General features: G+C 70.3%; 26 protein-coding genes and 2 tRNA genes. 13 read left to right on the forward strand and 15 right to left on the reverse strand.

Going from position 1 to position 26,790, the window contains the following annotated elements; all coding sequences use genetic code 11:
* The first annotated feature begins 75 nt into the window (after positions 1–75).
* Together ABZX67_RS01070 and ABZX67_RS01075 are read left to right on the forward strand one after the other, a co-directional pair.
* A complete protein-coding gene (locus ABZX67_RS01070) occupies positions 76–867 on the forward strand; it encodes a GntR family transcriptional regulator (RefSeq protein ID WP_355352451.1) in 792 nt (263 codons plus the stop codon).
* Positions 864–1,529, forward strand: a complete 666-nt coding sequence (locus tag ABZX67_RS01075) for a YdcF family protein (RefSeq protein WP_355352454.1) — start codon at positions 864–866, stop codon at positions 1,527–1,529. The genes ABZX67_RS01070 and ABZX67_RS01075 overlap by 4 nt, the downstream gene beginning before the upstream one ends.
* A 426-nt stretch (positions 1,530–1,955) precedes the next feature.
* Here ABZX67_RS01075 and ABZX67_RS01080 read toward each other — a convergent pair whose 3' ends face one another.
* The 4 genes from ABZX67_RS01080 to ABZX67_RS01095 form a co-directional block, all read right to left on the reverse strand.
* Positions 1,956–2,204 carry a hypothetical protein gene (locus ABZX67_RS01080; RefSeq protein WP_355352457.1) on the reverse strand — a complete coding sequence of 83 codons (249 nt, stop codon included), beginning with the start codon at positions 2,202–2,204 and terminating at the stop codon, positions 1,956–1,958.
* Positions 2,201–2,731: a hypothetical protein gene (locus ABZX67_RS01085; RefSeq protein ID WP_355352460.1), complete on the reverse strand. Its 531-nt coding sequence runs from the start codon at positions 2,729–2,731 to the stop codon at positions 2,201–2,203. The genes ABZX67_RS01080 and ABZX67_RS01085 overlap by 4 nt, the downstream gene beginning before the upstream one ends.
* Before the next feature lie 174 nt (positions 2,732–2,905).
* On the reverse strand, positions 2,906–4,120 hold the full coding sequence (locus ABZX67_RS01090) for a VanZ family protein (RefSeq protein WP_355352463.1): 1,215 nt from the start codon (positions 4,118–4,120) through the stop codon (positions 2,906–2,908).
* 123 nt (positions 4,121–4,243) lie between these two features.
* Positions 4,244–4,606 (reverse strand): hypothetical protein, encoded by a 363-nt coding sequence (locus ABZX67_RS01095; RefSeq protein WP_355352466.1) that lies wholly within the window; start codon positions 4,604–4,606, stop codon positions 4,244–4,246.
* 827 nt (positions 4,607–5,433) lie between these two features.
* On the opposite strand from ABZX67_RS01095, the gene ABZX67_RS01100 reads away from it, so the two are divergent.
* The 3 genes from ABZX67_RS01100 (at position 5,434) to ABZX67_RS01110 (ending at position 8,369) form a co-directional block, all read left to right on the forward strand.
* Positions 5,434–5,646 (forward strand): hypothetical protein, encoded by a 213-nt coding sequence (locus tag ABZX67_RS01100; protein ID WP_355352469.1) that lies wholly within the window; start codon positions 5,434–5,436, stop codon positions 5,644–5,646.
* 409 nt (positions 5,647–6,055) lie between these two features.
* Positions 6,056–6,601, forward strand: coding sequence for a SigE family RNA polymerase sigma factor (locus ABZX67_RS01105; protein ID WP_355352472.1), 546 nt, complete (start codon positions 6,056–6,058; stop codon positions 6,599–6,601).
* Positions 6,602–6,713: 112 nt separating this feature from the next.
* Positions 6,714–8,369, forward strand: a complete 1,656-nt coding sequence (locus ABZX67_RS01110; RefSeq protein ID WP_355352475.1) for a long-chain fatty acid--CoA ligase — start codon at positions 6,714–6,716, stop codon at positions 8,367–8,369.
* Positions 8,370–8,408: 39 nt separating this feature from the next.
* Here the strand turns inward: ABZX67_RS01110 and ABZX67_RS01115 are convergent, their stop codons facing one another.
* Both ABZX67_RS01115 and ABZX67_RS01120 read right to left on the reverse strand, forming a co-directional pair.
* Positions 8,409–12,071: a PAS domain-containing protein gene (locus tag ABZX67_RS01115; RefSeq protein ID WP_355352478.1), complete on the reverse strand. Its 3,663-nt coding sequence runs from the start codon at positions 12,069–12,071 to the stop codon at positions 8,409–8,411.
* 163 nt (positions 12,072–12,234) lie between these two features.
* On the reverse strand, positions 12,235–12,702 hold the full coding sequence (locus ABZX67_RS01120; RefSeq protein ID WP_355352481.1) for an SSI family serine proteinase inhibitor: 468 nt from the start codon (positions 12,700–12,702) through the stop codon (positions 12,235–12,237).
* A gap of 245 nt (positions 12,703–12,947) precedes the next feature.
* On the opposite strand from ABZX67_RS01120, the gene ABZX67_RS01125 reads away from it, so the two are divergent.
* Positions 12,948–13,041 (forward strand) — tRNA-Ser (locus ABZX67_RS01125).
* Positions 13,042–13,375: 334 nt separating this feature from the next.
* A tRNA-Arg gene (locus ABZX67_RS01130) sits at positions 13,376–13,448 on the forward strand.
* Positions 13,449–13,528: 80 nt separating this feature from the next.
* On the opposite strand, the gene ABZX67_RS01135 is transcribed toward ABZX67_RS01130, so the two are convergent.
* The 4 genes from ABZX67_RS01135 to ABZX67_RS01150 form a co-directional block, all read right to left on the reverse strand.
* Complete coding sequence (locus ABZX67_RS01135) at positions 13,529–13,699, reverse strand: hypothetical protein (RefSeq protein ID WP_355352484.1); 171 nt, start codon at positions 13,697–13,699, stop codon at positions 13,529–13,531.
* A 566-nt stretch (positions 13,700–14,265) separates the two neighbouring features.
* Positions 14,266–14,391: a hypothetical protein gene (locus ABZX67_RS01140; protein WP_355352487.1), complete on the reverse strand. Its 126-nt coding sequence runs from the start codon at positions 14,389–14,391 to the stop codon at positions 14,266–14,268.
* A 115-nt stretch (positions 14,392–14,506) separates the two neighbouring features.
* The gene (locus ABZX67_RS01145) at positions 14,507–14,731 is read right to left on the reverse strand and encodes a hypothetical protein (RefSeq protein ID WP_355352490.1); all 225 of its coding nucleotides are present in this window, start codon (positions 14,729–14,731) and stop codon (positions 14,507–14,509) included.
* A 229-nt stretch (positions 14,732–14,960) separates the two neighbouring features.
* Positions 14,961–15,392 (reverse strand): SMI1/KNR4 family protein, encoded by a 432-nt coding sequence (locus ABZX67_RS01150; protein ID WP_355352493.1) that lies wholly within the window; start codon positions 15,390–15,392, stop codon positions 14,961–14,963.
* 53 nt (positions 15,393–15,445) lie between these two features.
* Here ABZX67_RS01150 and ABZX67_RS01155 point away from each other — a divergent pair, with 53 nt between their 5' ends.
* The 5 genes from ABZX67_RS01155 (at position 15,446) to ABZX67_RS01175 (ending at position 20,408) form a co-directional block, all read left to right on the forward strand.
* Positions 15,446–16,285, forward strand: coding sequence for a carbon-nitrogen hydrolase family protein (locus ABZX67_RS01155; RefSeq protein ID WP_355352496.1), 840 nt, complete (start codon positions 15,446–15,448; stop codon positions 16,283–16,285).
* The gene (locus ABZX67_RS01160) at positions 16,282–17,139 is read left to right on the forward strand and encodes a DUF2797 domain-containing protein (RefSeq protein ID WP_355352499.1); all 858 of its coding nucleotides are present in this window, start codon (positions 16,282–16,284) and stop codon (positions 17,137–17,139) included. Before ABZX67_RS01155 ends, ABZX67_RS01160 begins: the two co-directional genes overlap by 4 nt.
* Before the next feature lie 82 nt (positions 17,140–17,221).
* On the forward strand, positions 17,222–17,974 hold the full coding sequence (locus ABZX67_RS01165) for a response regulator transcription factor (protein ID WP_355352502.1): 753 nt from the start codon (positions 17,222–17,224) through the stop codon (positions 17,972–17,974).
* Positions 17,975–18,052: 78 nt separating this feature from the next.
* A complete protein-coding gene (locus ABZX67_RS01170) occupies positions 18,053–19,570 on the forward strand; it encodes an MFS transporter (RefSeq protein ID WP_355352505.1) in 1,518 nt (505 codons plus the stop codon).
* Positions 19,571–19,604: 34 nt separating this feature from the next.
* Positions 19,605–20,408 carry a TetR/AcrR family transcriptional regulator gene (locus ABZX67_RS01175; protein ID WP_355352508.1) on the forward strand — a complete coding sequence of 268 codons (804 nt, stop codon included), beginning with the start codon at positions 19,605–19,607 and terminating at the stop codon, positions 20,406–20,408.
* Between the two features lie 26 nt (positions 20,409–20,434).
* Here the strand turns inward: ABZX67_RS01175 and ABZX67_RS01180 are convergent, their stop codons facing one another.
* From ABZX67_RS01180 to ABZX67_RS01190, 3 genes are all read right to left on the reverse strand, one after another.
* Positions 20,435–21,253, reverse strand: coding sequence for a YceI family protein (locus tag ABZX67_RS01180; RefSeq protein ID WP_355352511.1), 819 nt, complete (start codon positions 21,251–21,253; stop codon positions 20,435–20,437).
* A 98-nt stretch (positions 21,254–21,351) separates the two neighbouring features.
* Positions 21,352–23,784 (reverse strand): MFS transporter, encoded by a 2,433-nt coding sequence (locus ABZX67_RS01185; RefSeq protein ID WP_355352514.1) that lies wholly within the window; start codon positions 23,782–23,784, stop codon positions 21,352–21,354.
* Positions 23,785–23,792: 8 nt separating this feature from the next.
* On the reverse strand, positions 23,793–24,248 hold the full coding sequence (locus tag ABZX67_RS01190; protein ID WP_355352517.1) for a MarR family transcriptional regulator: 456 nt from the start codon (positions 24,246–24,248) through the stop codon (positions 23,793–23,795).
* A 185-nt stretch (positions 24,249–24,433) separates the two neighbouring features.
* Here ABZX67_RS01190 and ABZX67_RS01195 point away from each other — a divergent pair, with 185 nt between their 5' ends.
* On the forward strand, positions 24,434–24,649 hold the full coding sequence (locus tag ABZX67_RS01195) for a hypothetical protein (RefSeq protein WP_355352520.1): 216 nt from the start codon (positions 24,434–24,436) through the stop codon (positions 24,647–24,649).
* An 85-nt stretch (positions 24,650–24,734) separates the two neighbouring features.
* On the opposite strand, the gene ABZX67_RS01200 is transcribed toward ABZX67_RS01195, so the two are convergent.
* Positions 24,735–25,724 carry an RNA polymerase sigma factor SigF gene (locus ABZX67_RS01200; RefSeq protein WP_355352523.1) on the reverse strand — a complete coding sequence of 330 codons (990 nt, stop codon included), beginning with the start codon at positions 25,722–25,724 and terminating at the stop codon, positions 24,735–24,737.
* A gap of 234 nt (positions 25,725–25,958) precedes the next feature.
* Positions 25,959–26,774: an RNA polymerase sigma factor SigF gene (locus ABZX67_RS01205; protein ID WP_355352729.1), complete on the reverse strand. Its 816-nt coding sequence runs from the start codon at positions 26,772–26,774 to the stop codon at positions 25,959–25,961.
* Positions 26,775–26,790 lie beyond the last annotated feature (16 nt).

Below are 26,790 nucleotides of genomic sequence, written 5' to 3' on the forward strand. Positions count from 1 at the left end.
ACAATGGCGCACAGTCCCAGGACTGTTAACAGTCCTGGGACTGTGTTTGACTGGACTCATCGAGAGGAGTTGCGCGTGGCACCCAAGTGGCGCGAGTTGGCAGACAAGCTGGCTGAGCAGATCAGGAGCGGCCAGTACGCCCCTGGCCAGCAGCTTCCGCACATCCGAGACCTGGTGGAGGCCGGTGAGGGCTCGAAGTCCACGGTCCATGCGGCGTACAAGGCTCTGGAGGCAGAAGGCCTCGTGACCTCATCGCGTGGTCACGGCACCGTCGTACGACAGAAAGCCCCGCTGAAGCGGCTGGGGATCGCTCGTTACGACAAGGCCAAATGGCGTGATGGCGATGAAGTAGCGTTCATCGCCGACCGCGTCGCGTCAGGCCGGTCGTACCGCCGTAACGAGCAGACGCAGACGGTCAGCCGCGTGCCTGCGCCGCCGCTCGTCGCAGCAGCGCACGGCTTGCCCGAAGGCGCTGACGTGTACGCGAGGGCTCGTCTCGTGAAAGAGGGAGACCAGCCGACGCACACCCTCACCAGCTACTACCGACCCGAACACGTCGAGGGAACCCGCCTGGTGGACCCGACTCCGGGACCGGCCGGCCGGGGTGGCGGCTTCCGGGTGCTCTACGACGCCGGATACGAGATCGACCGCATGCGCGAGGAGCTGTTCGCGAGAGCCGCCACCTCGGAGGAAGCGGCGCTTCTCCAGCTGGCGCCCGGCGAGTGGGTGGTAGAGCTGCACCGCACCACCTACACCGCCGACGGGACCGTGGTTGAGTTCGCCATCGGCATCCACGCCGCGACTCGGTTCGCGTGGGCGTACGACTTCAAGGTGCCCGATTCAGCGAAAGACCAGGAGGGGCAGTGACCTCGGCACAGAACTGGTCCGATGCCCAACGGCTGTGGGACTTCCAGCAGATGCACCACGAGCCGCGCCCGTGCTCAGTCGGCATCGGTCTCGGCAGCCACGACCTTGGGGTCGCGGACACCGCGGTCGACCTGTACCGGCGCGGCATGATGCCGCTCATCGTGTTCACGGGTGCCACGAGCCGCACGACCCGCGATCGCATGCCGCGCGGCGAGGCCGAGCACTACCGGGAGCGCGCCCTGGAACTGGGCGTCCCGGCCGAGGCCGTGCTCGTGGAGCCGAACGCTCGCAACACCGGCGAGAACATCCGGTTCTCCCGTTCCCTGCTCGAAGAGCGCGGGCTGGACGTGTCTTCGGTGCTGTTGGTCAGTAAGCCGTACGAGGAACGCCGGGCATACGCCACCGCTCGCAAGCTGTGGCCGGAGGTGGAGGTCGTGAGCGCGTCCACGCAGATGACGCTGCACGAGTACGTGGAGGCCATCCAAGACGCCCGCCTTGTGATCGACATGCTCGTTGGCGCCCACCAACGGCTTCTGGTCTACCCGGACCAGGGGTTCACGATCCGGCAAGAGGTCCCCGAGGCCGTGACGGCGGCGTATGAGCGCCTCTGCGCGGCTGGGTTCACCAGTCGCCTTGTCGGTGGCCAAGCGGAAGCTTCCTGAGGCGCTCCCTGGACGGCCGCGGGCCATGTGCGGGCAGCGAAGACGCCAGGCATAGCGCTCCTGAGGACCGCCCGTTGTCCGAGGCGGTGGAACTTTCCCTACTTCATCAAGGCCCGCGCACGGCGCGGGAGCGCGCCGCCTCGGCGGCGCGGCCACTGTCTTCGCCCGGCCTGGCCGCGCCAGGCGGCGCGCCGCGTGCTGCGGGCGAAGGGCGGAAACCCGCTGTGGCTGGGGCGGTCGGCTCCACGGCTTTAGGCAGCCACCATGGGGCGAGCCTCGAAGATCAAGGCCCCAACGTCGTGCTTTACCGGACAGGTCCACAGACTGCCCGACGCGCCGGAAGCTTACGGGGCTACGATCTCTCGCCCCATGGCAGCTCCCGCCCAAAGCCGCTCCACCGACCTGGGAGGTTATGCATACGAGCGGCTACGTTGCTGCCGAATCGGTGTCACCAGATCTTTCATCATCGGATTCAAGTGAGTTAATAAGGCGGAGGATTTCTCTTTCTGACATCCCTGTTGCGTCAATATGAATATTGCGATCCTTGCCCTTGATTGAGATCGAGACTGTCCTGTTTCGATTCTCTCTAATCTTCCGTAGAGCGACGATAACAGACGCAAAAGCGGCGGCAGCGGTAACTCCGCTCAGGGAAATTGCAAGGGTCTCGAAGATCACTTTTGCCTCAACTCCGCACGGATAATGCTCATGCCGCTGGCCAGGAAGCTGACGATGAACATGGTTGTCGACCATGTCGCGATGAATTCCTGATCAACTTTAGACTTCTCATCAGCGAGTGCCGTTAGGTACCCGAACCAGAGGGTGGTGAAGATGGCTAGCGCAGTGTTCAGGCATGCCAGGGCTGTCGTGAGCCACTCTTTGGCCGCCCCTTTGGCCCAGAGATCCCCAGCGGCTGCGGCGGCCATCCCAGTCGTAATGATCAGAAGCTCGCCCTTCCCTGCCACCTCCGCGTAAGTTACTGCCTCTCCTTTTGTACTCTTGAAAACGAAGGCTGCACAGAGCGGGAGGAGTGAAAGAACGACAGAGAATGAGAACCAGAGCATTGCCCTGATGATGGCCCTTTCCCAAGGGGGTGTGGTTAACTCATGCTCCGCTTGGGTCGCAACTAGTGTCGTATCGCTGGATCTGGCGTCTTCCGTGCTGGAAGTTTGCGCAGCCTCGGCTGCCGTATGGGCGTCTGTCATGTTCTTCCAGGATCATGGAGAGGGCCCGTTGAGCAGGCTCACGGAGCGCCCCTTCTTCGCGTGCGAGCTTTCACGGTCTCCACGCAACAGCGACGGGGCTGCCCATGTCCGTATCTGCCGAGCCGCCTGTCTGTCCGCACAACATCACCAGAGCCAACCGGTCCCCAATTGAGACTAATCGGGCTTAACTCGTTCGCCGCTCACAGCGTCAAGGAACACATCGGGCTCCTGGGCATCGGACTTCACGCCGACCATCCAGACCGGTCGCCAATGACTTCCGATCTTCTGTGCCAGCAGCACGGTGGCTTCGGCCTCTGCACCGGTCTCTTTCTCTGCCAGTCGCATGGCGTCTTCCTGGCTGATTTCGGTTGCAGGCAGCACGGGGTCGGGCACGGGCTTAGAGGCGAACCCCATCATGCGTCCGCTTGAGGTAATGGTGATGTCCAGCCGCATCGGCATCATCACGGCGTTCTTGTATCGCCGGTACGTCAGCACGTATACCTTGGCATTACCTTCGCCGACCCCCTCAATGGTCTCGCGACTGCTGGCCACGCTGTCGGGGAACCACTTCTGAGCAAATCTCTTGCCGATCGCGCGAACCTGGTTCTCTGACAGTTCGCCATCCTCCACCTTCTCATCGGTGGTCCATGCTCGTTCCAGTGTCCGGTCAGGCCACCAGCCGGTCACCTCTCCGCGGTTGGTGGTCATGGTGATCCGCGTCCGGCTGCCGCTCTTGTCCATAACCGTCGTCGTCGCCTTCGTGCCCACGCCGAATACGTCTGTGATGGCTCCTGTCATCCATTCGTCTGACCCGTCCAGGGACTGCATATACGTATCCCGCCGGTTCTCTGTGGCGACAACATCAACGGGGTGGACTGACGAGTGGAAAAGTCCTGCTAGGGCTGCCGTGCCGACTACGGCGAGGCAACCAGCCCAGCACACATCCCTCAGGAGGCCTTCAATTCGCTTCTCGTGGAGCCACAGCCACACTGCTCCGGCACAGGCCCCAAGTAGCGCTCCCGACGCGTTGGCAGCGATATCCGTGAAGCTGCACGATCGCCCCAGAGCGCCAGTCGCCTGGATGAGTTCCACTGTCCCGCTACACAGCATCGAGGCGGCAGCGACTGTGACGGGACGGTGGAAGACAAGTACTGCCAGCAGTGATGTCGGAATGAACAAGGCGATATTGAGCAGTGCGCTGGAGGAGGTGAGCATATGAGCCGGCGAGCCCATGTCGCACATGTTGTCCATGGCCGAGCCTGCGTTACCAGGCAGAAGGGTGACTGCTAGGACGCCGGAAAGAGAAGCGGCAAACAGGCTGGGGATGACTACCGGCCGTTGCCGGGCCTTGGCTATGAGCGCTGTGGGCACGGCGAACAGGGTTGCCATTATGAAGAAGGATGGCAAGAGGCCCGAAACGGCCCGAATTGACGCTTCGATCATCAGGGTCGGCCTTACGATGCAAGACCGGGGGCGCATGGCACACGCGCCCCCGACCGAGTGGGTGCAGGATTAGCAGAAGGTCACGGTGGGGGTGGTGTACTTCCCCGAGGAAGCGATCAGGTAGCCGGTCGCCTTGCAGTCCGGAGCGTACTTCGCCTTGGACAGTCCACCCCAAGACTTTGACTTGGTCTGACCCGCCGATATCGACATCGCGTCAGTCTTGAAGATTGCCTCCGAGGTCCAGAGAGCCAGCTGGATGCTGGTCGTGCTGCCACCCGTCTTCTTGTACTGGGTGACGGAGTAGAAGAGGCTGCCGTTTCCGCTCACGGTGGCGCCATCCTGTGCTTCGAAGTAGAGCGTGCCGTTGGACAGGCTGGTGCTCGTCGAGGCGGCGAAGGCCGTGTTGCCGACAAGAACAAGCGTTGCGGTCATTGCTGCTGTGGCTATGGCGCGTATGTACATGATGGTGTGCCCTTCTCTTCGCTGCGTCCCCCCTAGGTCAAACCCCCTAGTCCTCGGCAGCGAGTAGGGACGTTATGTGGTCGCCTCGTCCGCCACTGAGATTTACGCACAGAGTGTGGCGGAAAATGATCTAGAGAAGCCAGCCTACTCAGGACGAACAGGGCGGCGGGTGTGTCCCTCGGTGACACACCACACTCCAGCCAGTACTTCACGGAGCCTCTAGCCACCCTCAGGTGAGACGGACCCGCGAGGCCCGGCACGCCGCAACACCGACGCAGTGACCAACCGCATCTGAACACCCCCAGCTCAGGGCCGACGTCCAAACGCATCAAGCTGCCGCTGGGCATACATACGAGCGACATGCCTTCTGTCTACAAACTGGGTTGGCGTGAAAACGCCTAAGACGGCGTCTCACGTGGTGGTCTCGCCCGCTGCAGGGCCGTGGACGCTCAGGGCGGGGCCGGTCTGGCAGGCTGGCCAGCTGAGCCGGCCGTTCACCATGGCCGGGAGAGACGTGGGCATCTCGTCGGTACCCAGGCGGACTCCAGGGCTGCGAGCGTGGCTCCCCGGTCAGTCCAGACGAGGATCTCGCCGACGTAGGCGCCGGACGGGTCATGGACGTGACCGTCTACGGGCACGAGCGCTTCCGGCAGTGCTGCATGCTCGCAAGGTTCCCGGACCTGTAGGTCGGCGCTTACGGAATCGGACCCCCAGACGGCGATCACCTCTGTGCGGTCCAACTGGTACACCCGCGCCGGACTGCACCCTCACCGGTCGGGTCCGAGCTGGGGGAGGCCATGCGCTTTCGTGGGAAGTCGATCCGCAGGAAGATCGTGGCGTTGCTGCTCGTGCCGCTCGTCTCCCTCCCCTTCGACGTCGGCTACATCGTCGAAAAAGTCGGCTACCTCGGCTCACCGGAGTTTCCCGCCTGGACCGCATCCGGGGTGTGGTGTCGGCTGCACCGCGTGGTCCGGTCTGCTGGTGCGAGAGCAGTCCAGCGATGGCTCTGACGGTATCGGTCATGTGCTCGCGGCGGCCGTGGGTGGCGAGCAAGGGTCCGCCAGTCAGGTGGGTGATGCCGTGCTCGACGCAGATGCGGCGCGAGGAGTGGTCCTTCATCGGCCATCTCGGTGCGAGAGGCAGACCGGGATCGACGGCTCCGAGTTCCGGGTACGCTGCCCAGCCGCGGGGCGCAAGGGCCGGGGGAAGCTCATTTTCGGCAAGAGCAAGTAGAAGGCTGTCCCGTCGTTCGCTGACCGCTGTTCTGCCGAGGCAGTCGGGTAGGCAACCCTGATGTCGGAGCGCCGTTCCTCCACCCTCAGGAGGTGGGGTCCGCCGCGCCCCTACAACTTGAGGCGGAGCCCGGTTCGGGACCTGCGGGCGATCCTGCGGGGTAGTACCCGAACCTAGCGTGGACCCATGACCGCGACCGCCGGCCCCGTCTGCACCGGAGCCTCCACCGCCGCCACCGGATACCCGTCGTTCTCCTCGTACGTACGGGCCCGGGGCCCCGTGCTGCTGCGCACCGCGCGGTCGCTGACCGCGAACCCGAACGACGCCGAGGACCTGCTGCAGACCGCGCTCACCAAGACGTACGTCGCGTGGGAGCGCATCGAGGACCATCGCGCCCTCGACGGCTACGTGCGCCGCGCCCTCATCAACACCCGTACGTCGCAGTGGCGCAAGCGCAGGGTCGAGGAGTTCGCCTGCGACGAGCTGCCGGAGCCGCACGGGCTGCCCGAGCCCGACCCGGCCGAGCAGCAGGCGCTGCGCGACGCGATGTGGCGGGCGGTGGTGAGGCTGCCCGACCGCCAGCGGGCGATGGTGGTGCTCCGGTACTACGAGGACCTCAGCGAGGCGCAGACTGCCGAGGTGCTCGGGGTGTCGGTCGGCACCGTCAAGAGTGCCGTCTCGCGGGCGCTGGGCAAGCTCCGCGAGGACCCGGAGCTGTCGCCCGTACGGTGAGCCCCGCCGGATCTTCTACCGCCGAGTAGCTCCCGGGTAGTGACATACCGCGTGGTATGTGCGCAGAATCTGCACACCCTTAACGCCACGTTGCGCCCAACGGGAGGACGCCGTGCTGAGCACCATGCAGGACGTACCGCTGACGGTGACCCGCATCCTGCACCACGGGATGACGATCCACGGAGCGTCGCAGATCACCACCTGGACCGGCGATCCCGCCGCGCCGCACCGCCGCAGCTTCGCGGAGGCCGGTGCGCGCGCCGCCCGGCTGGCGGGCGCCCTGCGGGACGAGCTCGGCGTCACGGGCGACGAGCGCATTGCCACTCTGATGTGGAACAACTCCGAGCACATCGAGGCATACCTGGCGATTCCCTCCATGGGAGCCGTCCTCCACACCCTCAACCTGCGGCTGCCCGCCGAGCAACTGGTCTGGATCGTCAACCACGCCGAAGACCGCGTCGTCATCGTCAACGGCAGCCTGCTCCCGCTCCTCGCCCCGCTGCTCCCGCACCTCCCCACGGTCGAGCACGTCGTCGTCGCCGGCCCCGGCGACCGCTCCCTCCTCGACGGCGCGGCGCCCCGGGTCCACGACTACGAGGAGCTGCTCGCGGACCGCCCCGACACCTTCGACTGGCCCGAGCTGGACGAGCGGGCCGCCGCCGTCATGTGCTACACCTCCGGCACCACCGGCGACCCCAAGGGCGTCGTGTACTCCCACCGCTCCGTCTACCTGCACTCCATGCAGGTCAACATGACGGAGTCCATGGGCCTCACCAACAAGGACACGACTCTGGTCGTAGTGCCCCAATTCCACGTAAATGCGTGGGGTTTGCCCCATGCGACCTTCATGACCGGCGTCAACATGCTGATGCCCGACCGCTTCCTCCAGCCCGCCCCGCTCGCCGAGATGATCGAGCGCGAGAAGCCCACGCACGCCGCCGCCGTCCCCACCATCTGGCAGGGCCTGCTCGCCGAGGTCACCGCCCGCCCCCGCGACCTCTCCTCCATGGCCCGCGTGACCATCGGCGGCGCCGCCTGCCCGCCCGCCCTCATGGAGGCGTACGACAAGCTCGGCGTACGCCTCTGCCAGAACTGGGGCATGACGGAGACCTCGCCCCTCGGCACCACGGCGAACCCGCCGGCCGGCCTCTCCGCCGAGGAGGAGTGGCCGTACCGCGTCACCCAGGGCCGCTTCCCGGCCGGCGTCGAGGCCCGGCTCGTCGGCCCCGGCGGCGACATCCTGCCCTGGGACGGCACGTCGGCGGGGGAGCTGGAGGTACGCGGGCCCTGGATCGCGGGCGCGTACTACGGCGGCCCGTCCGGCGAACCGCTCCGCCCGGAGGACAAGTTCAGCGCGGACGGCTGGCTGAAGACCGGTGACGTCGGGGTCATCAGCCCGGAGGGCTTCCTCACGCTCACCGACCGCGCCAAGGACGTCATCAAGTCGGGCGGCGAGTGGATCTCGTCGGTCGAGCTGGAGAACGCCCTCATGGCCCACCCGGAGATCGCCGAGGCGGCCGTCGTCGCCGTACCGGACGAGAAGTGGGGCGAGCGCCCGCTGGCGACGGTGGTCCTGAAGGACGGCGCGAGCGCGGACTACGCGGCGCTGCGCGCCTTCCTCGCCGACGAGATGGCGATCGCCAAGTGGCAGCTGCCGGAGCGGTGGGCGACGGTCCCGGCGGTCCCGAAGACGAGTGTCGGGAAGTTCGACAAGAAGGTCATCCGCCGCCAGTACGCGGCCGGGGAGCTGGACGTCACCGAGCTCTGACCGGGCCCTGACGGGGTGCCCCGCGCAGGGGCACCCCGACTAGTTCGTACCGATCTTCGCCAGCAGGTCCACGATCCGCGACTGCACCTCGGGGCTCGTCGAGCGCTCCGCGAGGAACAGCACCGTCTCGCCGGAGGCCAGCTTCGGCAGCTCGGCCTCGTCCAGACCGGCCGAGGTGTAGACGACCAGCGGGGTGCGGTTCAGCTGCCCGTTCGCGCGCAGCCAGTCGATGATCCCGGCACGCCGGCGACGTACCTGCATCAGGTCCATTACCACCAGGTTCGGCCGCATCTGCGCGGCGAGCGTGACCGCGTCGGTGTCGGCGTCCGCCCGGGCCACCTGCATCCCGCGCCGTTCCAGCGCCGCCGTCAGCGCGAGCGCGATCTCCTCGTGCTGCTCGATCAGCAGGACGCGCGACGGATGCTGTTCGCTGTCGCGCGGAGCAAGGGCCTTGAGCAGTACGGCCGGATCGGCGCCGTACGCCGCCTCCCGCGTCGCCTGCCCGAGCCCTGCGGCGAGCAGCACTGGCACCTCGGCCGCCACCGCCGCCTGGCGCAGCGACTGCAGGGCCGTGCGCGTGATCGGCCCGGTCAGCGGGTCCACGAACAGCGCCGCCGGGAACGCGGCGATCTGCGCGTCGACCTCCTCGCGCGAGTGCACGATCACCGGCCGGTAGCCGCGCTCGCTCAGCGCCTCCTGCGTGGAGACGTCCGGCGCGGGCCAGACCAGCAGCCGACGCGGGTTGTCCAGCGGTTCGGGCGGCAACTCGTCGTCGACGGGCTGCGGGACGGGCTGGTTGGCCACCTCGACCGCGCCACCAGGGCCGTCGAGCGGCTCGGGGCCCTCGTCCGCGTTCGCGTCGGGCGCTCCTATCTCGTAGGCGCGGCCCTCGGCGGGCGGGGACAGCAACGGCTGCGGCTGGGCCTGCGGCTGCGGCTGCGGGGGTACGGGGCGTTCGCCCTCCGGGGGCGGCGTCGCCAGCTTGCGGCGGCGCCCGGACGGAGTGGCGGGGGTGGCGGGGGTGGCGGCGGGCTGGGCGTTGGCCTGCGGCGGGGCGATCTGCTGCGCGAACGGCACGCCCTGCCCGAGCGTGCGCACGCTGAACGCGCGCCCCTGCGTCGAGCTGCCGCTGTCCTCACCGGCAGCACCGGCAGCACCGGCAGCACCGGCAGCACCGGCAGGGCCGGAAGCACCGGTCGGTGCCTCCGGCGGCAGCGGTACGGAACCGGTGCCGGTGCCGGTCCCAGTGCCGGCCCCCGTCCCCGTTCCCGTCCCGGAGGCCGTCTCCGGCACCGCGCGGCGCCGACCCGACGGCGCGGGCGCCGGGGGCTGCACCGGGTGCGGCTGCGGCGGCGTGTGGTCGGCGTCCGGTGCGGTCCGTACGGGCGCGGCGGCGTCGACGTCGGCGGCGTCGCGCACCGCGTCGTGGCGGCCTTCGTCGTGGGCGCGGCGGTCCGCCTGGGCGGGCGGCAGCGCGAACGCCGTGCGCGCGCCCTCGGGCGGCGTCGCCGGACGCTCCTGCGCGGTGCCGAGCGCCCGCCGGGCACGGCGCCCGGTCGGAGCGGCCTGCGGGGCCTGCGGGTGCTGAGCGGGCTGGGCGCCGCCGGGCGCGGGCAGGGCCGCGAGCCCCGCCGCCGGGACCGGCGCCGCCTCCACGGGCACGCCCTGCGGCGGCACGGTCTGCCCGCGCGCCGCGCGTCCCTGGGCGCTCTCGGCGGCCGTCATGACCGCGCCCTCGGCCGGGGCCTCGGCCTCCGCCGGGCTCGGCTTCCCGCGCCGGCGCCCGGTCGGCTGCCCGGCCACCGGATCCTCGGCGTGCACCGGACTCTCGAGGAACGCGTCCGTCGAAGCGCGCCGAGCCCGCCGCCGCCCGCCGCCGGAGGTACCGCCCCCGGAGGTGTCACCGGACTGCTGAGCCGGCAGGACGGGCGCGGGCGCGAGCGCGGGCGCCGGACCGGCCGGCGCGGTCTCGGCCCCGGCCCCGGCCCCGGCCTCAGCCTCCGCCGTAGCCTCGGCTTCGGCGGGTTCGGCCTCCGCAGGGCCCGCCTCCGCGGGTTCGGGCCGCGCGATCGCCAGCGCCGACGACGTCGGCTTCACCGCCCCGGCTCCGGCCCCCAGCGGCACCTCCAGCACGTAGGCGTGGCCGCTCATCCCCGGCACGTCGTGCGTCTGGAGCACACCGCCGTGCGCCCGTACGATCCCGCGCACGATCGGCTCGTGGACCGGGTCGCCCCCGGCGTACGGCCCGCGCACCTCGATGCGTACGACATCACCGCGCTGGGCGGCGGCCACGACGATCGTCGAGTCGACGTACCCCCCGCCCGCGCCCGGGGCGACGCGGGCCTTGCCGGTGGAGTCGACCCCGGCCACGTCCGCGATCAGGTGCGCGAGCGCCGTGGAGATGCGGACGCCGTCGACCTCGGCCTCGATGGGCGGCGCGTGCACGGCGAACTGCACGCGCCCGGGGCCGATCAGCTCCACCGCGCCCTCGACACCGGCCGCGACGACCGCGTCGAGCAGCGCCTTGTCCTTGCGCAGCTCCTCGTCGCCGACGTCCAGCCGCTGGTAGCCCAGCACGTTGTCGACCAGGGTCGTCATCCGGGCGTACCCGGCGGCCAGGTGGTGCAGGATCTGGTTGGCTTCCGGCCACAGCTGCCCGGCCGGATCGGCGGCGAGCGTGCCCAGCTCGGTGCGCAGCTCCTCCAGCGGCCCGCGCAGCGACTCGCCGAGCACGGCGGCCAGCTGGGCGTGGCGGGCGGCCAGCGCCGCGTACCGCTCCTCGCGCCGCTCGACCTCGACGGAGAGCCGCTCGCTGAGATTGGCCATTTCGGTGGCGTGCTTCTCGGTCAGCTCGGTGACCTCGGCCGTGTGCTGCTCGACGAGCTCCTCGTACGGCCGCCGGTCGGTGAAGGTCATCACCGCGCCGACGAGCTGGTCCCCGTCCCGCACCGGCGCCGTCGTCAGGTCCACTGGCACCGGCGAACCGTCCTTCGCCCACACCACCTGGCCGCGCACCCGGTGCTTGCGCCCGGAGCGGAGCGTGTCGGCGAGCGGCGACTCGTCGTACGGGAACGGCTCGCCGTCCGCGCGCGAGTGCAGCATCAGCGGGTGCAGCTCCTTGCCGCCCAGGTCGCTGGCGCGCCAGCCGAGGATCTGCGCGGCGGCCGGGTTGACGAGCACGATCCGCCCGTCGGTGTCCGTGCCGACGACGCCCTCGGAAGCGGCGCGCAGGATCATCTCGGTCTGGCGCTGCGAACGGGCCAGCTCGGCCTCGGTGTCGACGGTCCCGGACAGGTCGCGGACGACGAGCATGAGCAGCTCGTCGCCCGTGTACGGCCGCGGGTTCGCGCCGTACGAGTCGTACGCCTCGCGTCCGTCCTCGAGGTTCGCGCTGGTGACCTCGACCGGGAACTCGCTCCCGTCCGTACGCCGCGCGATCATGCGGGCGGGCTTGGTCCGTCCGCGCGCGTCGGCGGCCTCGGGACGGCGCATGGAGCCGGGGATGAGCCGGGAGTCGAAGGCGGGCAGCAGATCCAGCAACCCGCGCCCCACCAGCGCGGTCCCCGGGGTCTCGAACATCTCCAGGGCGATGGTGTTGGCGTTGACGACCGTGCCGTTCGCGTTGACGAGCACGAGCCCGTCCGGCAGCGCGTCGAGTATGGCTGCGAGGCGAGCAGCGCCTCGGGATGGCCTGCTGCTCACGACGACGCTTCCTCCCACTGACCTACTGCCACCCCCCGGGCCGGGGCCTGTCACTGGAGGGAGTCTAAAGGCAGGCGCGACGGGCGCGGCGGAGGTTCTGTGCGGGTTCCGGCCAGGACCGGCACGATTGTCGCCCCTATATCGGCCTTATGCGCCGTCGCCCTTATGCGCCGGGCTTCGGCAGTACGGGCTCGAGGGCGTCCCACCGCTGGATCTCGCAGCCGTCGGTCCGCTGGAAGTGGGCGTCGACCTTCTGGCCGTGCCAGGTCCCGGTGATGTGCGCGGTCGCGTCACCGCCGTGCTGCATGGTGCACAGCTGGTTCTTGCCGACGGGGGCGAACGGGTCCTTGCCCTCCTGCGACAGCTCCTCCAGCCGGTCGCAGGAGCCCTGCACCTTGGGGTGGGTGCCGCTGGCGGTGCGCGCCCCGCACTCCAGCTCGAAGGTGCCGTCCAGCGCGGCGTTCCCGGAGTCGGCCACGGTGACGGTGAGCTTGTCGGTCGCCGCCGCGAGCAGCGGCACCGTCGGCAGCTCGGGGACCAGGGGCCCGGTCGTACCGGCCAGCGCGGCGGGCGCGGCGGCGCCGAGGGCGGCGAGGGACGCGGCGGTGGTGAGGACGAGACGGCGCAGCATACGAACTCCAGGGGTACGGAACCACGAGACCGTCGGGACGCCCGGCCCACGGCACCCGGAGGTCCGGAAGCCCTGGCATCCCTCACGTCACTAACGCTCCACCACACCGCGCGTTGCGCAACCCGTAAGCCTTTGCTCTGCGCCCTGCGCGCCTAGTACCGTGGGGAGCGATTGGTGACACCCCCCTGGGCTGTGTCATCATCTGCACGCACGCACCACTCGCGCTCGCGCGGGTGTGCAGCTATGGAGGCGTCGCCTAGTCCGGTCTATGGCGCCGCACTGCTAATGCGGTTTGGGCCTTAAAGCCCATCGAGGGTTCAAATCCCTCCGCCTCCGCCAGCTCCACCCGAAGCCCCGGCCCCACGGCCGGGGCTTCGGCCGTTCCCGGGGCTTGATCACCGCGCGGCGACCGGCGCGCGACCGGTTCACCCGATCGCCTGCCGGCCGGCTCACCCGATCGCCTCCGGCCGGGTGGCCGCGGGGAGTGCCCGCGCGGCCCTCTTCTGCCGCGATCCGGGGCGCCCGGACCCCTGATCTGCGACCCCGTGGATCTTGGGGCGGGGTGATTTGCCCAGGTCAGAGGCGGTTTGGACAATGGATTTCGCGTCACGGCGCAGGTCATGTAATGTTGTTCCCGCAACGCCGACCGGGAAGAAAAACCCGGGAAGCACAAGCACTCGTAGCTTAACGGATAGAGCATCTGACTACGGATCAGAAGGTTGCAGGTTCGAATCCTGCCGAGTGCACAGCAGGCAAGAGGCCCCGGAGAGATCCGGGGCCTCTTGCGTTGTCGGGGTGTACAGCAGCGAAGTACAGCAACCGGGTGTCAGCCGGTCCCGCCCATCGCTTCGGACAGTTTCCCGAGCGCATCGCGCACGTCGGCGTCGCTCGCCTCCGTGTACGCCTCCATGGTCATCGCGAGCTGCGAGTGCCGGAGGATCCGCTGCGCGCGCTGCGCCGACGCTCGCCCCTCCTGGCGGGATGGACCCAAGGGCATGAGTGGAGCCCCAACGGCCCGCGGGTCCATATGTCACCGACATGGCTCCGGCGGGGGCGCTCCGTCTCCGGGGGAGCGGCCCGTACGCGGGTGCCGGCTGGTGGGCCACGGGGTCGCGCGGCTTCATGCCCAGCCACCGAACGCCCCTCTTAAGATCAAAGTCATGACGAGCCCCTTGGCACCCGACGATCACATCGGCAATCTAGAGGGCTTTAGCGCGTTTCTGGCCCGACTTCGCGCCGACCATGCAGCTAACGGCCAGCAGTGGGAACGCGACGCTGGACAGCTTCCTGGAAGCTTTGGAGGCGTGGGTCAAGGACTCTCCGGGGTGGTACCGGGACTTCGGGCACGAGATGTCTAGCGAAAGTGACCACTGGACGTTCTTTGCCCGTGCCCTGACCGCCGCCCGGATCTACGAATAGCTTTCCTCCGCCGATCCTGCTAGAGCTACGGATCGGAAGATTGCAGTCGAATCCTGCCGAATGGACACAGGCGAGAGGCACCCGGAGAGATCCTGGACCTCTTGTGTTGTTGGGCGTACAGCAGCGAAGTGCAGCAACCGCGCGTCAGCCAGTCGCACCGATCACTTCGGCCAGTTGCCCGAGCGCATGACGTACGTCGGCGTCGCTTGCCTCCGCGTACACCCCCATGGCGATCGCGAGCTGCGAGTGCCGCAGGATGCGCTGCGCCACCTTCGGGCGGACGCCGAGGACGACGAGCGGCGCGCCGGCTGGCCTGCCGGACTCTCCGGGCCGCGACCGGCCTCGACAGGCCGACGATGCCCTCGCAGGCCACAACGGGTTCGGCCTATATCGCCCAGGCTTCGAAAATGCCCCACTTCCGGCCGATGAAGAGCGCTGCCGAAGCAGGAACCAGCAAGCACATGCCGATGCCGCCGAGCACATATGGCGCCACTCGCATCACTTTCGGGAAGTGGCCATTGGGTCGAGGCTTGCGCGCAGTAGCGAAGCGCCGGATGAACAGAGCGGCACTCAACATGAGCAGGAATGAGCCGGCAATCTGCAGCGCCATCAAACCGCATGCAACAAGGAAAAGCAGCAAGTACGAGAGCAGTACTCCCACGACTACCCTCACTTACTCGGATTTCGGTATGAATCAGAATCCGGTCGGTCGGCTTTCCTTGCTGTCGGCTGCAACCGCGCGCAAGGCGGACAGTAGGATCAGGGCCTGGAGCGCGTCAACCCGTGCAGCTGACGCGTGCCCGATGCGGGGCATCTGGCGTTGTGCGGGGCCAAACGTGCTACCGCCACCAATCACCCACGCCCGCGAGAGCTCGGCCCAAGTAGTCCTTCAGTCCTCCGGCCGCCCATACACGGCTGTCGGTTTCGTGGTCCCAGACGAATATGTCCGGGCGCTCGGGCGTCAGGACGAAGGCGAACTGGTCGCCGCCGCCGTTGTCGCCGAAGAAGAGCAGTGGATCGAAGGGCATGTAGAGGTCCGGGAAAGCGTCCGGGGACCAGAAGAGCAGGTTCTGCTCCACGATCCGGTCCAGGGGCCAGACGACGTCCGTTCCGTGTGGACCGGTGATCCCGTCCGTTTCGCTCAGCAGCGCGATCAGCCGCGGTGGCAGGCTCCGCCCCAGGCGCCGCTCCGCCTCGGCCAGGGCCGGCGGCTCGACGGGTGGCCGGAACCGGGCGTCGGGCAGGGATGCGGCAGCGGCTTCCTTCCACATGGGGCGCAGCCTAAGGGAGGGGTGTGACAGCTCCGGCGGTTAGGTTGGCCGGCATGCGAAGTGATCAGCTGCCCTCCCAGGTCCTGCGTGTCGCCGCCGCGCAGGCGTGCCCCGTCGCCGGGGATGTCGAGGCGAATGCCGCGGTCGTCGCGGACATGGTGCGGGAGGCCGCCGGGAGCGGGGCGCGGGTGGTGGTGTTTCCGGAGAAGTTTCTGACCGGGTACGAGCCCGGGCTGATCGCCGCCGAGCCGGAGCGGTGCGCCGTGCAGGGGGAGGACGGGCGGCTGGAGCCGGTGCGGGAGGCCTGTCGGGACGCTGGGGTCGTGGGGGTGGTGGGGGCCGCCGTGTACGAGGCGGGGGAGCTGTACGTGTCGGCGCTCGTCCTGGACGACCAGGGGCGGCTCGCCGGGCGGTACGACAAGCAGACGCTGTTCGCCGGGGAGCGGGAGGTGTACCGGCAGGGGGCGGCCGGGTGCACGGTCGAGGTGGACGGGTGGCGGCTCGGGATCGGGGTCTGTTACGACTCCGGGTTCCCGGAGCACGCCAGGGCCGCCGCGCTCGACGGATGTCACGCGTACGTCGTGGGGGCGCTGTTCGGGGTCGGGAACGGGTACCACGAGTCGCGCATGTGGTTTCCGGCCAGGGCGTTCGACAACACCATGTACACGGTGCTCGCCAACCACGTGGGAGTGACGGGCGGCTGGCACACCTGCGGCGGCAGCGGAGTGTGGGGGCCCGACGGGCGGCTGGTGGCCGAGGCCGGGCCCGAGAAGCGGGAGATCGTCGTGGCGGACCTCGATCCGGAGATGCTGCGCGAGGCGCGGGAGGCGCGCCCCGTGCTGCGGGACCTGCACGACACCGGGTCGGCGCCGCGCCTGCGGTACCGGGGGTGACCAGGGCCGTCGGGCTGCGGTGGCAGGAGCGCCGGCCCGTGCTGGTGTGGGAGCGGGGGCGGGTCAGTCCGCTGTCGTACGGGCGCGAGATCGGTTTCCGGGCCGTCGGGGAGCGGCGGTGCGTGGGGGCGCGCGGGCGGCCGTGCGTCGTGGGGGCCGTCGTGGCCGGGCGCAGTACCGGGGGCCGCTGCGCCGAATGCGCGCGCCTGGACCGGGCGCACTCCGTGGCGGCGGACACCGCGGTGGAGGACCCGAGGACGTACCGCGTGTACCTCGCCTGGTTCGGGCCCGGCATGGTCAAGGTCGGCATCACCGCGGAGGAGCGGGGCGACGCGCGGCTGCTGGAGCAGGGGGCCGTGGCGTACACCTGGCTCGGGCGCGGGCCGTTGATGGCGGCGCGGCGGACCGAGGAGGTGCTCGGTACGGCGCTGGGGGTGCCCGACCGCATCCCGTACGCCGCCAAGCGCGCCGCGCGCGTACGGCTGCCGGACGCGGCCGACCGGGCGGCGGAGGTGGTGGCGCTGTACCGGCGGGCCGCGGGGGTGCCCGGCTGGGGCGAGACGCTGGAACGGGCGGCCGAGCCGCGGGTCGTCGACCACGCGGAGGTGTTCAACCTGGGTCGGGTGGACGCCGTGGACGGCGTCGTCAGCGAGCTCGTCGCCGGAGGGAGCGTGCGCGGGGCCGTCGTCGCCGTAGCGGGGCCGGACCTGCATCTCCTCACGGGCGACGGGCGCCGCGTGGTGCTCGACACCCGGCTGATCAGTGGGTGGGACCTCGTGCCGGGCGACGGCGAGGACGACGTCACGATGCCCGTCGTACGGACGCCGCGAGGGGAGCAGGGCGGGCTGTTCTGAGGACGTACCGCTCAGGAGCTTTCTCAGGGAAATCACAGGGACGGGCAAGGTTCCTCTCAGGCGTGGTCGCGATCGTGGACTCATGCCTACCGAGACCGGACTTAGGGTCCTCGTCGTCGACGACGAGGCATCGCTCACCGAGCTGCTGTCCACCGCCCTGCGGTACGAGGGGTGGGAAGTGCGCTGTGCCGGGGACGGCGTCGGGGCGGTACGGGCCGCCCGGGAGTTCCGGCCCGACGCCGTCGTGCTGGACGTGACGCTGTCCGACAGGGAAGGGAGCGAAGGGAGGGAGGGGACGGCCGTGGCCGGCGGCTTGCGGCGCGAACTTCCCGGCGTGCCCGTGCTGTTCCTGATACCGCCGAGAGACGCGGCCGGGGCGGCGGTGGAGCGGATCGCGGGGCTCACGGCCGGCGCGGGCGACCAGGTGACGAAGCCCTTCGGCATCGAGGACGTCGTGGCGCGGCTGCGCGCGCTGACCCGGCGCTCGGGCGCCGCGCGCCGCTCGCGGCTCGTCGTCGGGGACCTGGTCCTGGACGAGGACAGCCGCGAGGTGTCGCGCGGCGGGCAGGCCATCCACCTGACGGGCACCGAGTTCGAGTTGCTGCGCTACCTGATGCGCAATCCGCGGCGCGTGTTGGGCAAGGCGCAGATCCTCGACCGGGTCTGGAGCTACGACTTCCGGGGACACGCCAACGTCGTGGAGCTCTACATCTCCTACCTGCGCAAGAAGATCGACGCCGGGCGCCCGCCGATGATCCACACCCGGCGGGGGGCGGGATACCTCATCAAGCCGGCGGCCGACCCGGGGGCGGACCCGGCCGACCCGGGGGCGTAAATCGTTGTACGCCGTATAGGAGCGGCTTGTACGGTGCACCGGAAGCCCCTCCCATACACCGTACAAGGAGCACTCGCGATGACGGCGACAAGCGCCGATCCCCTCTCTACCGCACCGCCCACCGGCGGCGGCCACCCGCAGCGCTGGCTGATCCTCGGCGTCATCTGCCTGGCCCAGCTCACCGTGCTGCTCGACAACACCGTCCTCAACGTCGCGATCCCCTCCCTCACCAACGAGCTCGACGCCTCGACCTCCGACGTGCAGTGGATGATCAACGCGTACTCCCTCGTCCAGTCCGGCCTGCTCCTCACCGCCGGAAACGCCGCCGACCGCTACGGCCGCAAGAAGATGCTCCTCATCGGCCTCGCCCTCTTCGGGGTGGGCTCGCTCGCCGCCGGGCTCGCGCAGTCGTCCGCGCAGCTGATCGCCGCCCGCGCGGGCATGGGCGTCGGCGGCGCGCTGCTGATGACCACGACCCTCGCCGTCGTCGTGCAGATCTTCGACGAGGGCGAGCGGGTCAAGGCCATCGCCCTGTGGTCGACGGTCAGTTCGCTCGGCTTCGCCGCCGGGCCGCTGCTCGGCGGGTTCATGCTCGACCACTTCTGGTGGGGTGCGATCTTCCTCGTGAACATCCCGGTCGCGGTCCTCGGGCTCGCCGCCGTCGCCGCGCTCGTACCGGAGTCGAAGCACAAGCAGGGCGACCGGCCCGATGTGCTCGGTGCCGTGCTGTCCACCATCGGCATGACCGCGATCGTGTACGGGATCATCGCCGGGCCCGAGCACGGCTGGGCCTCCGGCCGCGTCCTGGCCGCCGCCGGGCTCGGCGCGGTCGTCCTGGGCGTCTTCGCGGTGTGGGAGCTGCGCACCCCGCACCCCATGCTCGACATGCACTTCTTCCGCAACCAGCGCTTCGTCGGCGCCATCGCGGGCGCGATCCTCGTCGCCTTCGGCATGACCGGCTCGCTCTTCCTGCTGACGCAGCACCTGCAGTTCGTCCTCGGGTACGGGCCGCTCGACGCGGGCCTGCGGACCGCGCCGCTCGCGCTGACCATCGTCGTCCTCAACCTGACCGGCGTCGGCGCCCGGCTGCTGTCGAAGCTCGGTACGCCGGTGACCATCGCGCTCGGCATGGCCATGGTCGCGGCCGGGCTCGCCGCGATCGCCGTCCTGGGCGGGGCGCACGGGTACGGCGGCATGCTGCTCGGGCTCGTGGTCATGGGCGCGGGCGTCGCGGTGTCCATGCCCGCCATGGCCAACGCCATCATGAGCGCGATACCGCCCGAGAAGGCGGGCGTGGGCGCCGGCATCAACGGCACGCTCGGCGAGTTCGGCAACGGGCTCGGCGTCGCCGTCCTCGGAGCCGTCCTCAACGCGCGGTTCACGTCGGCGGTCGCCGTGGCGGGCGTCACGGGCGTCACGGCGGTCTCGCTCCCGGCGGCGCTCGCGGCGGCCGACGGGCCGGCCGACCGGGCGCGCGTCGCGGACGCGTTCGCCGCCAGCCTGGAGACCAGCCAGCTGGTGGGTGCGGCAGCGGTGCTGGCCGGCGGCCTGCTGGCGGCGGTGCTGCTGCACCGAGCCGAACGGGACCGGGCATAGCATCAAGGCCCGGAGACCGAGGAGGGGAACGCCCATGGTGTCGGCAGCCGACCGCGCGAAGCACCCGGCCCGTGCGAGCGTGTGGCTGGAGGGCGGCAGGACCGCGCGGGCGGCCGGGCGCAAGGCGGCCCGCAAGGCCGAGACCGAGCAGCCCTCCGGGCTCGACCGGGACCGCATCACGGCCGCGGCGGTCCGGCTGCTGGACGCCGAGGGCCTCGCGAAGTTCTCCATGCGGCGGCTCGCGGCGGAGCTGAACGTCACGGCGATGTCGGTCTACTGGTACGTCGACACCAAGGACGACCTGCTGGAGCTCGCGATCGACGCGGTCTTCGGCGAGCTGGAGCTCCCCGACCCGGCCGCCGGCGAGGACTGGCGCGGCGAGCTGCGCGCCCTCGCCGCCGGCTACCGCGCCCTGCTGGTCCGCCACCCCTGGGTGTCGCCGCTGGTCGGCCGGTTCCTCAACATCGGCCCGCACTCGACCGCCTTCGCCCTCCGCGTCCAGCGCGTCATCGGCAACACCGGCCTGCCCGCGTACGCCCAGACGGGCGCGACGCAGGCGGTCTTCCAATTCGTGTACGGATTCGGCACAGTCGAGGGCCAGTTCATGCAGCGGTGCGCGAGCGCGGGCATGAGCCAGGACGAGTACTACCGCGAGGCGCTGGCCGTCATCCAGGAACAGCCCGGCCTGGAGGAGGACTTCCGGCGGGCCACCGAGCTGATGGAGGCCCGCGGCGGCGACACCGTCGACGAGATGCGCGAACGCGACTTCGACTTCGCGCTCAAGCTCCTGATCGCCGGCATCGAGGCGATGACCGCCACGCCCGGCACCCAGGGCTAGCCCCAGCCCCAGCCCCAGCCCCAGTCCTAGGCCTGGGGCAGCTGCTCGCCGCGTACCGCCTGGATGTCGAGCTCCACCCGCACCGTCGTGCCGATCGCCGCGATGCCCGCCTGCACCACCTGGTTGTAGTTCATCGCGAAGTCCTCGCGCCGCAGCTCCGCCGTCGCGTGGAAGGCCGCGCGCGTACCGCCCCACGGGTCCGGCCCCGTCCCCAGGTACGTCAGTGACAGGTCCACCTCGCGGACGATGCCGCGCAGGGTGAGGGAGCCGTGGACGGTCCAGCGGTCCGGGCCCGCCGGGGTCAGGCCGTGGCTGCGGTAGGTGATCTCCGGGTACGTCTCCACGTCGAGGAAGTCGGGCGATTTCAGGTGCTTGTCGCGCAGGCCGTTGCCCGTGTCGATGGAGGCCGCCGAGATCACCGCGTCCACGCGTGACGCCGCCAGGTCCGGCGCGATCTCGACACGGCCGCCGAAGTCGGTGAAGCGGCCGTGCACGCTGGAGATGCCCAGGTGCTGCGCCACCGCGCCGACCGACGAATGCGCCGGGTCCAGGGTCCAGGCACCCGGAGGCGGCAGCTCCACGCCGCCCGCGCGGGCCAGGACCACCGTGCCGAGCTCCGCCCGGCCGTGCCCGGCGACCAGCGCGGTGCGCGCGGCCGGGGCGTAGCCGAGCGCCGTGACCACCACGGTGTACGGGCCCGGCGCGAGCGGCTCCTGAGAGACGACGGCTCCGTCCGGGTCGGCGTCGGCCCGCAGCACCTGGGCGCCCGTCATGTCGGTCACGGTCACCACCGCGTGCTGGACCGGCCAGCCGTCGCGGGTGCGTACGTGTGCGTGCAATGGCATGCGGTTTCTCTCCTCGTACGAAAAGCGGGGCGGCAGGCCGTCCCCTGCCTGCCGCCCCCTTCATCGGGTGTCTCCGCTCGATCCACCCGAGCTGTGGGTCACTCGCCGGGGTGGGCGAGCTCTATGTCATGGCCGTCGAGGCCGCGGCCGGTCACGGTGAGCGCGCCGGCCACCGGCGGGTAGCCGGTCGCGATGAGCGTGTACTCGCCCGCGTTCAGGTCGGCGAAGCCGTACGCGCCGTCCTCGCCGGTCGTCGCCGTGGCGACGACGTTCCCGGCCGCGTCGACGAGCGTCACGCGCGCGTCGGCCAGCGGACGGCGGTCCGCCCCGGCCCGTACGGTGCCCTGCAGCCGGGCGCCCGCCTCCAGCAGCGCCTCGACCCGGGTCACGCCCTGGCCGCCGATCTCGGCCGGCAGGGCGAGCGGCCGGTAGCCGTCGGCGTTCACCGCCACGGTCACCGTGCCGGGCACCAGCTCGCCGAAGGCGAAGGAGCCGTCCTGCGCCGACGTACCCGAGGCGAGGACGTCGCCGCGTACGTCGGTGACGATGACCATCGCGCCCTCGACGGGCTCCCCGCCCTCGGCCGCCCGGACCGCTCCGGCGAGGCCGCTCGTACCGGAGAGCAGAATGTCGTGGGCCAGCGGGTCCTCGCCGACGACGACCGTGGACGCCTGCGGCTGGTAGCCGTCGGCGGAGGCGATCAGGACGTACGAGCCGGAGCCCGGCGCCTCGAGGGCGTACGTGCCGTCGGCGTGGGCGACCGAGCGGCCCAGCTGCCGGCCTCCGAGGGAGATGAGGGTGACGGCGGCGCGGGCGACGGCCGTGCCGTCGGCGGTGCGGACGGTCCCGGTGACGGGGGTGCCGCCGGTGGTGGCCGCGGCCGCCGGGGCAGCGTCCGCCTCGGGCGCCGGAGCCACAGCAGTGGTCGCAGCGGCCGGCTCGGGCGCCGGCGTCGCGTTGCTCTTCAGGGCGACCTCCTTGATGAACAGGGTCACGAGGAACGCGATGAGCGCGAAGGGCGCCGCGTAGAGGAAGACGTCGCCGACGCCGTGTCCGTACGCGCTCTCCATGACCGTGCGGATGGGGGCGGGCAGCGCGTCCAGGTCCGGGATGCCGCCGCCGCCCGTGCCGCCGTGGCCGAGGGCCGCGGCCTTGGGGCCGAGGTCGGCGAGGCCGTCCTCGACGTAGTGGGTGACCCGGTTGGCCATGACCGCGCCCAGCGCGGAGACGCCGACCGCACCGCCCAGCGAGCGGAAGAAGGTGACCATGGACGACGCGGAGCCGAGGTCCGCCGGGGCGACCTGGTTCTGGGTGCACAGGACGAGGTTCTGCATCATCATGCCGATGCCGAGGCCCATGACGGCCATGAAGACGCCGATGTGCCAGTACTCGGTGTCGTACCGGATGGTGCCCAGCAGGCCGAGGCCCGCCGTCACCAGCACACCGCCGCTGACCAGCCACGCCTTCCAGCGTCCGGTCCGCGTGATGATCCAGCCCGAGACGGTCGACGACACGAACAGGCCGGCGATCATCGGGATGGTCATGACGCCGGACATCGTCGGCGACTTGTCGCGCGCCAGCTGGAAGTACTGGCTGAAGAAGACCGTGCCCGCGAACATCGCGACGCCGACGAAGAGCGAGGCGAGCGAGGCGAGCGCGATGGTGCGGTTGCGGAACAGCCGCAGCGGGATGATCGGCTCGCTCGCGCGGGACTCGACGAAGAGGAAGACCGCGCCGAGGACGACCGAGCCGGCGACCATGACGTACGTCTGCCACGACAGCCAGTCGTACTTGTCACCGGCGAAGGTGACCCAGACCAGCAGCAGCGAGACCGCCGCGCTGATGAAGAGGGCGCCCGCCCAGTCGACCTTGACCTGCCGCTTCACCACCGGCAGCTTCAGCGTCTTCTGGAGCACGATGAGCGCGATGACGGCGAAGGGCACGCCGACGTAGAAGCACCAGCGCCAGCCGAGCCAGTCCGTGTCGGTGATCACGCCGCCGAGCAGCGGGCCGCCGACGGTCGCGACGGCGAAGGTGGCGCCGAGGTAGCCGCTGTAACGGCCGCGCTCCCGCGGGGAGATCATCGCGGCCATGATGATCTGGGCGAGGGCGGTCAGGCCGCCGACGCCGATGCCCTGGACGACGCGGCAGGCGATGAGCATGCCGGTGTTCTGGGACAGACCGGCCACGACCGAGCCCGCCACGTAGATGACGAGGGCGAGCTGCACCAGCAGCTTCTTGGAGAAGAGGTCGGCGAGCTTCCCCCACAGCGGCGTGGTGGCGGTCATCGACAGCAGGGCCGCCGTGACGACCCAGGTGTACGCGCTCTGGCCGCCGCCGAGGTCGGAGATGATCTCCGGCAGGGCGTTGGAGACGATCGTCGAGGACAGGATGGCGACGAACATGCCGAGCAGCAGCCCGGACAGCGCCTCCATGATCTGCCGGTGCGTCATGGGCGTGCCGTCGCCGCCACCGTCTCGGGTCTTGGCGTGGTGGCCGCCCCGCACACCGGGTGGTGTGGTCGTAGCCATGAACTTCCTTACGCTTGTGTACGAGTGGCGTGGGGCCGGCAGTCTCCGAAGGAGCTCCGGAGGCGGGCCAGCATCGCGTTGAGCTGTCCGACCTCGTCGTCGGACCAGTCCTTGAGGTGGTGGGCGAACAGGTCCGCCGACCGTCGGCCGAGGTCGTCGAGCAGCTCCTTGCCCGGGCCCGTCAGCCGCAGGATGCGGGAGCGCCGGTCGCCCGGGTCGGGCAGCCGCTCGATCCAGCCGCGGTCGGCGACGTGGGCCACATGGCGGCTGGTCACCGACATGTCGACGGCGAGCAGCTCGGCCAGGCGGCTCATCCGCATCTCTCCGTACCGGTCGAGCAGCGCCAGGACGGCGGCGGAGCCGGCGGGGCACTCGGCGGGCAGGAGCCGTGAGAGTCCGCGCTTGACCGCGCCGATGGCGCTCAGTTGCCGGGCCAGTTCCTCGTACTGACTCCACTCGGCCATGGGCAGGCACCCCCGAACATCTTGTTGCTTAGAGCAACCATAAACAAGGTTGGTTGCTACAGGCAAACTAAAAAGGGGCGAAGGCGCCTAAAGTCCTGGCAAAGGCGAGCGGGTGCCGCATGGACGCCGGGCGGAGGGCGGGCGGAGGTTGGGGGCGGGCCTCCGGTTCGCTAGGGTCCTGCCCCATGGCACACAACCCCCACGCCCCGCAGGGCCCCGACGGCAACTACGACCCCGCGGGCTCCACTCAGATGTTCCGCGCCTTCGTCGACGAGGGCGCGCCGCAGCGGCAGCAGCCGGCGGCGGCCGCGACCTCCTCCGGCCCCCGGGTCGGCCTGATCGCCGGCGTCGTGGCGGTCGTGGTGATCGTCGCGGCGGTGGCCTGGCTGGCGCTGGCCTGATCCGCGTACCCATACGCATGGAGAAGGGGGCTCACCGGTGCGCTCGGCACCGGTGAGCCCCCTTCGACGTGGGGAGAGGGGCGGCTCAGTCGGAGATGAGGCCCTCGCGCAGCTGCGCCAGCGTGCGCGTCAGCAGCCGCGAGACGTGCATCTGCGAGATGCCGACCTCCTCGCCGATCTGCGACTGCGTCATGTTGGCGAAGAAGCGCAGCATGATGATCTGCCGCTCGCGGGGCGGGAGTTTGGCGAGGAGCGGCTTGAGCGACTCGCGGTACTCGACGCCCTCCAGGGCGGTGTCCTCGTACCCGAGGCGGTCCGCGAGGGAGCCCTCGCCGCCGTCGTCCTCCGGGGACGGGGAGTCCAGCGAGGAGGCCGTGTAGGCGTTGCCGACCGCGAGGCCGTCGACCACGTCCTCCTCCGATACGCCGAGCACGGCGGCCAGTTCGGGGACGGTCGGGGAGCGGTCGAGCTTCTGCGCCAGCTCGTCGCTCGCCTTCGTCAGCGCCAGGCGCAGCTCCTGGAGCCGGCGCGGTACGCGCACGGACCACGAGGTGTCGCGGAAGAAGCGCTTGATCTCGCCGACGACGGTCGGCATCGCGAACGTCGGGAACTCCACGCCGCGTTCGCAGTCGAACCGGTCGATCGCCTTGATCAGGCCGATCGTGCCGACCTGGACGATGTCCTCCATCGGCTCGTTGCGGCTGCGGAAGCGGGCGGCGGCGTAGCGCACGAGCGGCAGGTTCAGCTCGATGAGCGTGTCCCGGACGTAGGTGCGTTCGGGGCTGTCCTGGCCGAGGACGGCGAGCCGCTGGAACAGGGAGCGGGACAGCGTGCGGGTGTCGATGGCCTCCGGCGCGCTCGTGGCGTGCGAGACGGCGGCGAGCTCCGCGACCTCGGCGACCTCGGCGGCGTCGGCGACCTCCGCGGCCGACTGCGGGGCGTCCGGGATGCCGGTGATCTCTGCGATCTCGGCGATCCCGACCTGTGCGGGCACCGACGCGAGCTCGGGCACGGACATGAGCTCCGGCACGGGCGTGAGCGTGAGCACCTTCGAGCTGCCCTGTTCTGCGGACATGCCACCCCCTTGAGGTCGCGGACGGTCGCGTGGGCCGCGACCATCGGAGGAACGCAGCCTCCACCTGAATACCGGAGCCGAGACTGCGGCAAACGCGGTTCCAGCAGAATGTCACATGTCGGCAACACGCTGTAGTGACTTGTCGACAAGATGGGGGCAAATCTGCGCAGGAAACAGGGGGTGTGCGGCTTTTCCGCCGCCTGAAGTGGGGCTGAAAGGGTCTACCCGTTTCAGCTACGCCTCGATCCTGTTTGCGGATCTCAATCGGGCGAAGCTCCGTGCGAGGAGCCTTGACACGTGCATCTGCGAGACGCCGAGCTCCTGGCTGATCTGGGACTGCGTCAGGTTGCTGTAGTACCGGAGCATCAGGATCCGCTGCTCGCGCTCGGGCAGTTGTACGAGCAGATGGCGTACGAGATCGCGGTGCTCGACGCCCGCCAGCGCGGGGTCCTCGTACCCGAGCCGGTCCAGCAGCCCCGGCAGCCCGTCGCCCTCCTGGGCGGCCTCCAGCGAGGTGGCGTGGTACGAGCGCCCGGCCTCGATGCAGGAGAGGACCTCCTCCTCGGAGATCTTCAGCCGCTCGGCGATCTCGGCGGTCGTCGGCGAGCGCCCGTGAGCGGTCGTCAGGTCCTCGGTCGCGCCGTTCACCTGCACCCACAGCTCGTGCAGCCGGCGCGGGACGTGGACGGTGCGTACGTTGTCGCGGAAGTACCGCTTGATCTCGCCGACGACGGTCGGCATCGCGAAGGTCGGGAACTGCACGCCCCGGTCCGGGTCGAAGCGGTCGATCGCGTTGATCAGTCCAATGGTGCCGACCTGGACGACGTCCTCCATGGGCTCGTTGCGGGAGCGGAAGCGGGCGGCGGCGTACCGCACCAGGGGGAGGTTCGCCTCGATGAGCGCCCCGCGGACCCGGTTGTGCTCCGGTGTGCCGGGCTGCAACTCCTTCAGCTGGGCGAAGAGCACCTGGGTGAGCGCGCGGGTGTCGGCGGCCCGCCCCGACGGCCGGGGGCGGGGCTCGGACTCGTTGGACTCGTTCTGGGGCGGCACCTGGTGAGGCGTCGTA

This window comes from Streptomyces sp. NPDC003036 (assembly GCF_040611175.1).
In the GTDB taxonomy this organism is placed as follows: Bacteria; Actinomycetota; Actinomycetes; order Streptomycetales; family Streptomycetaceae; genus Streptomyces.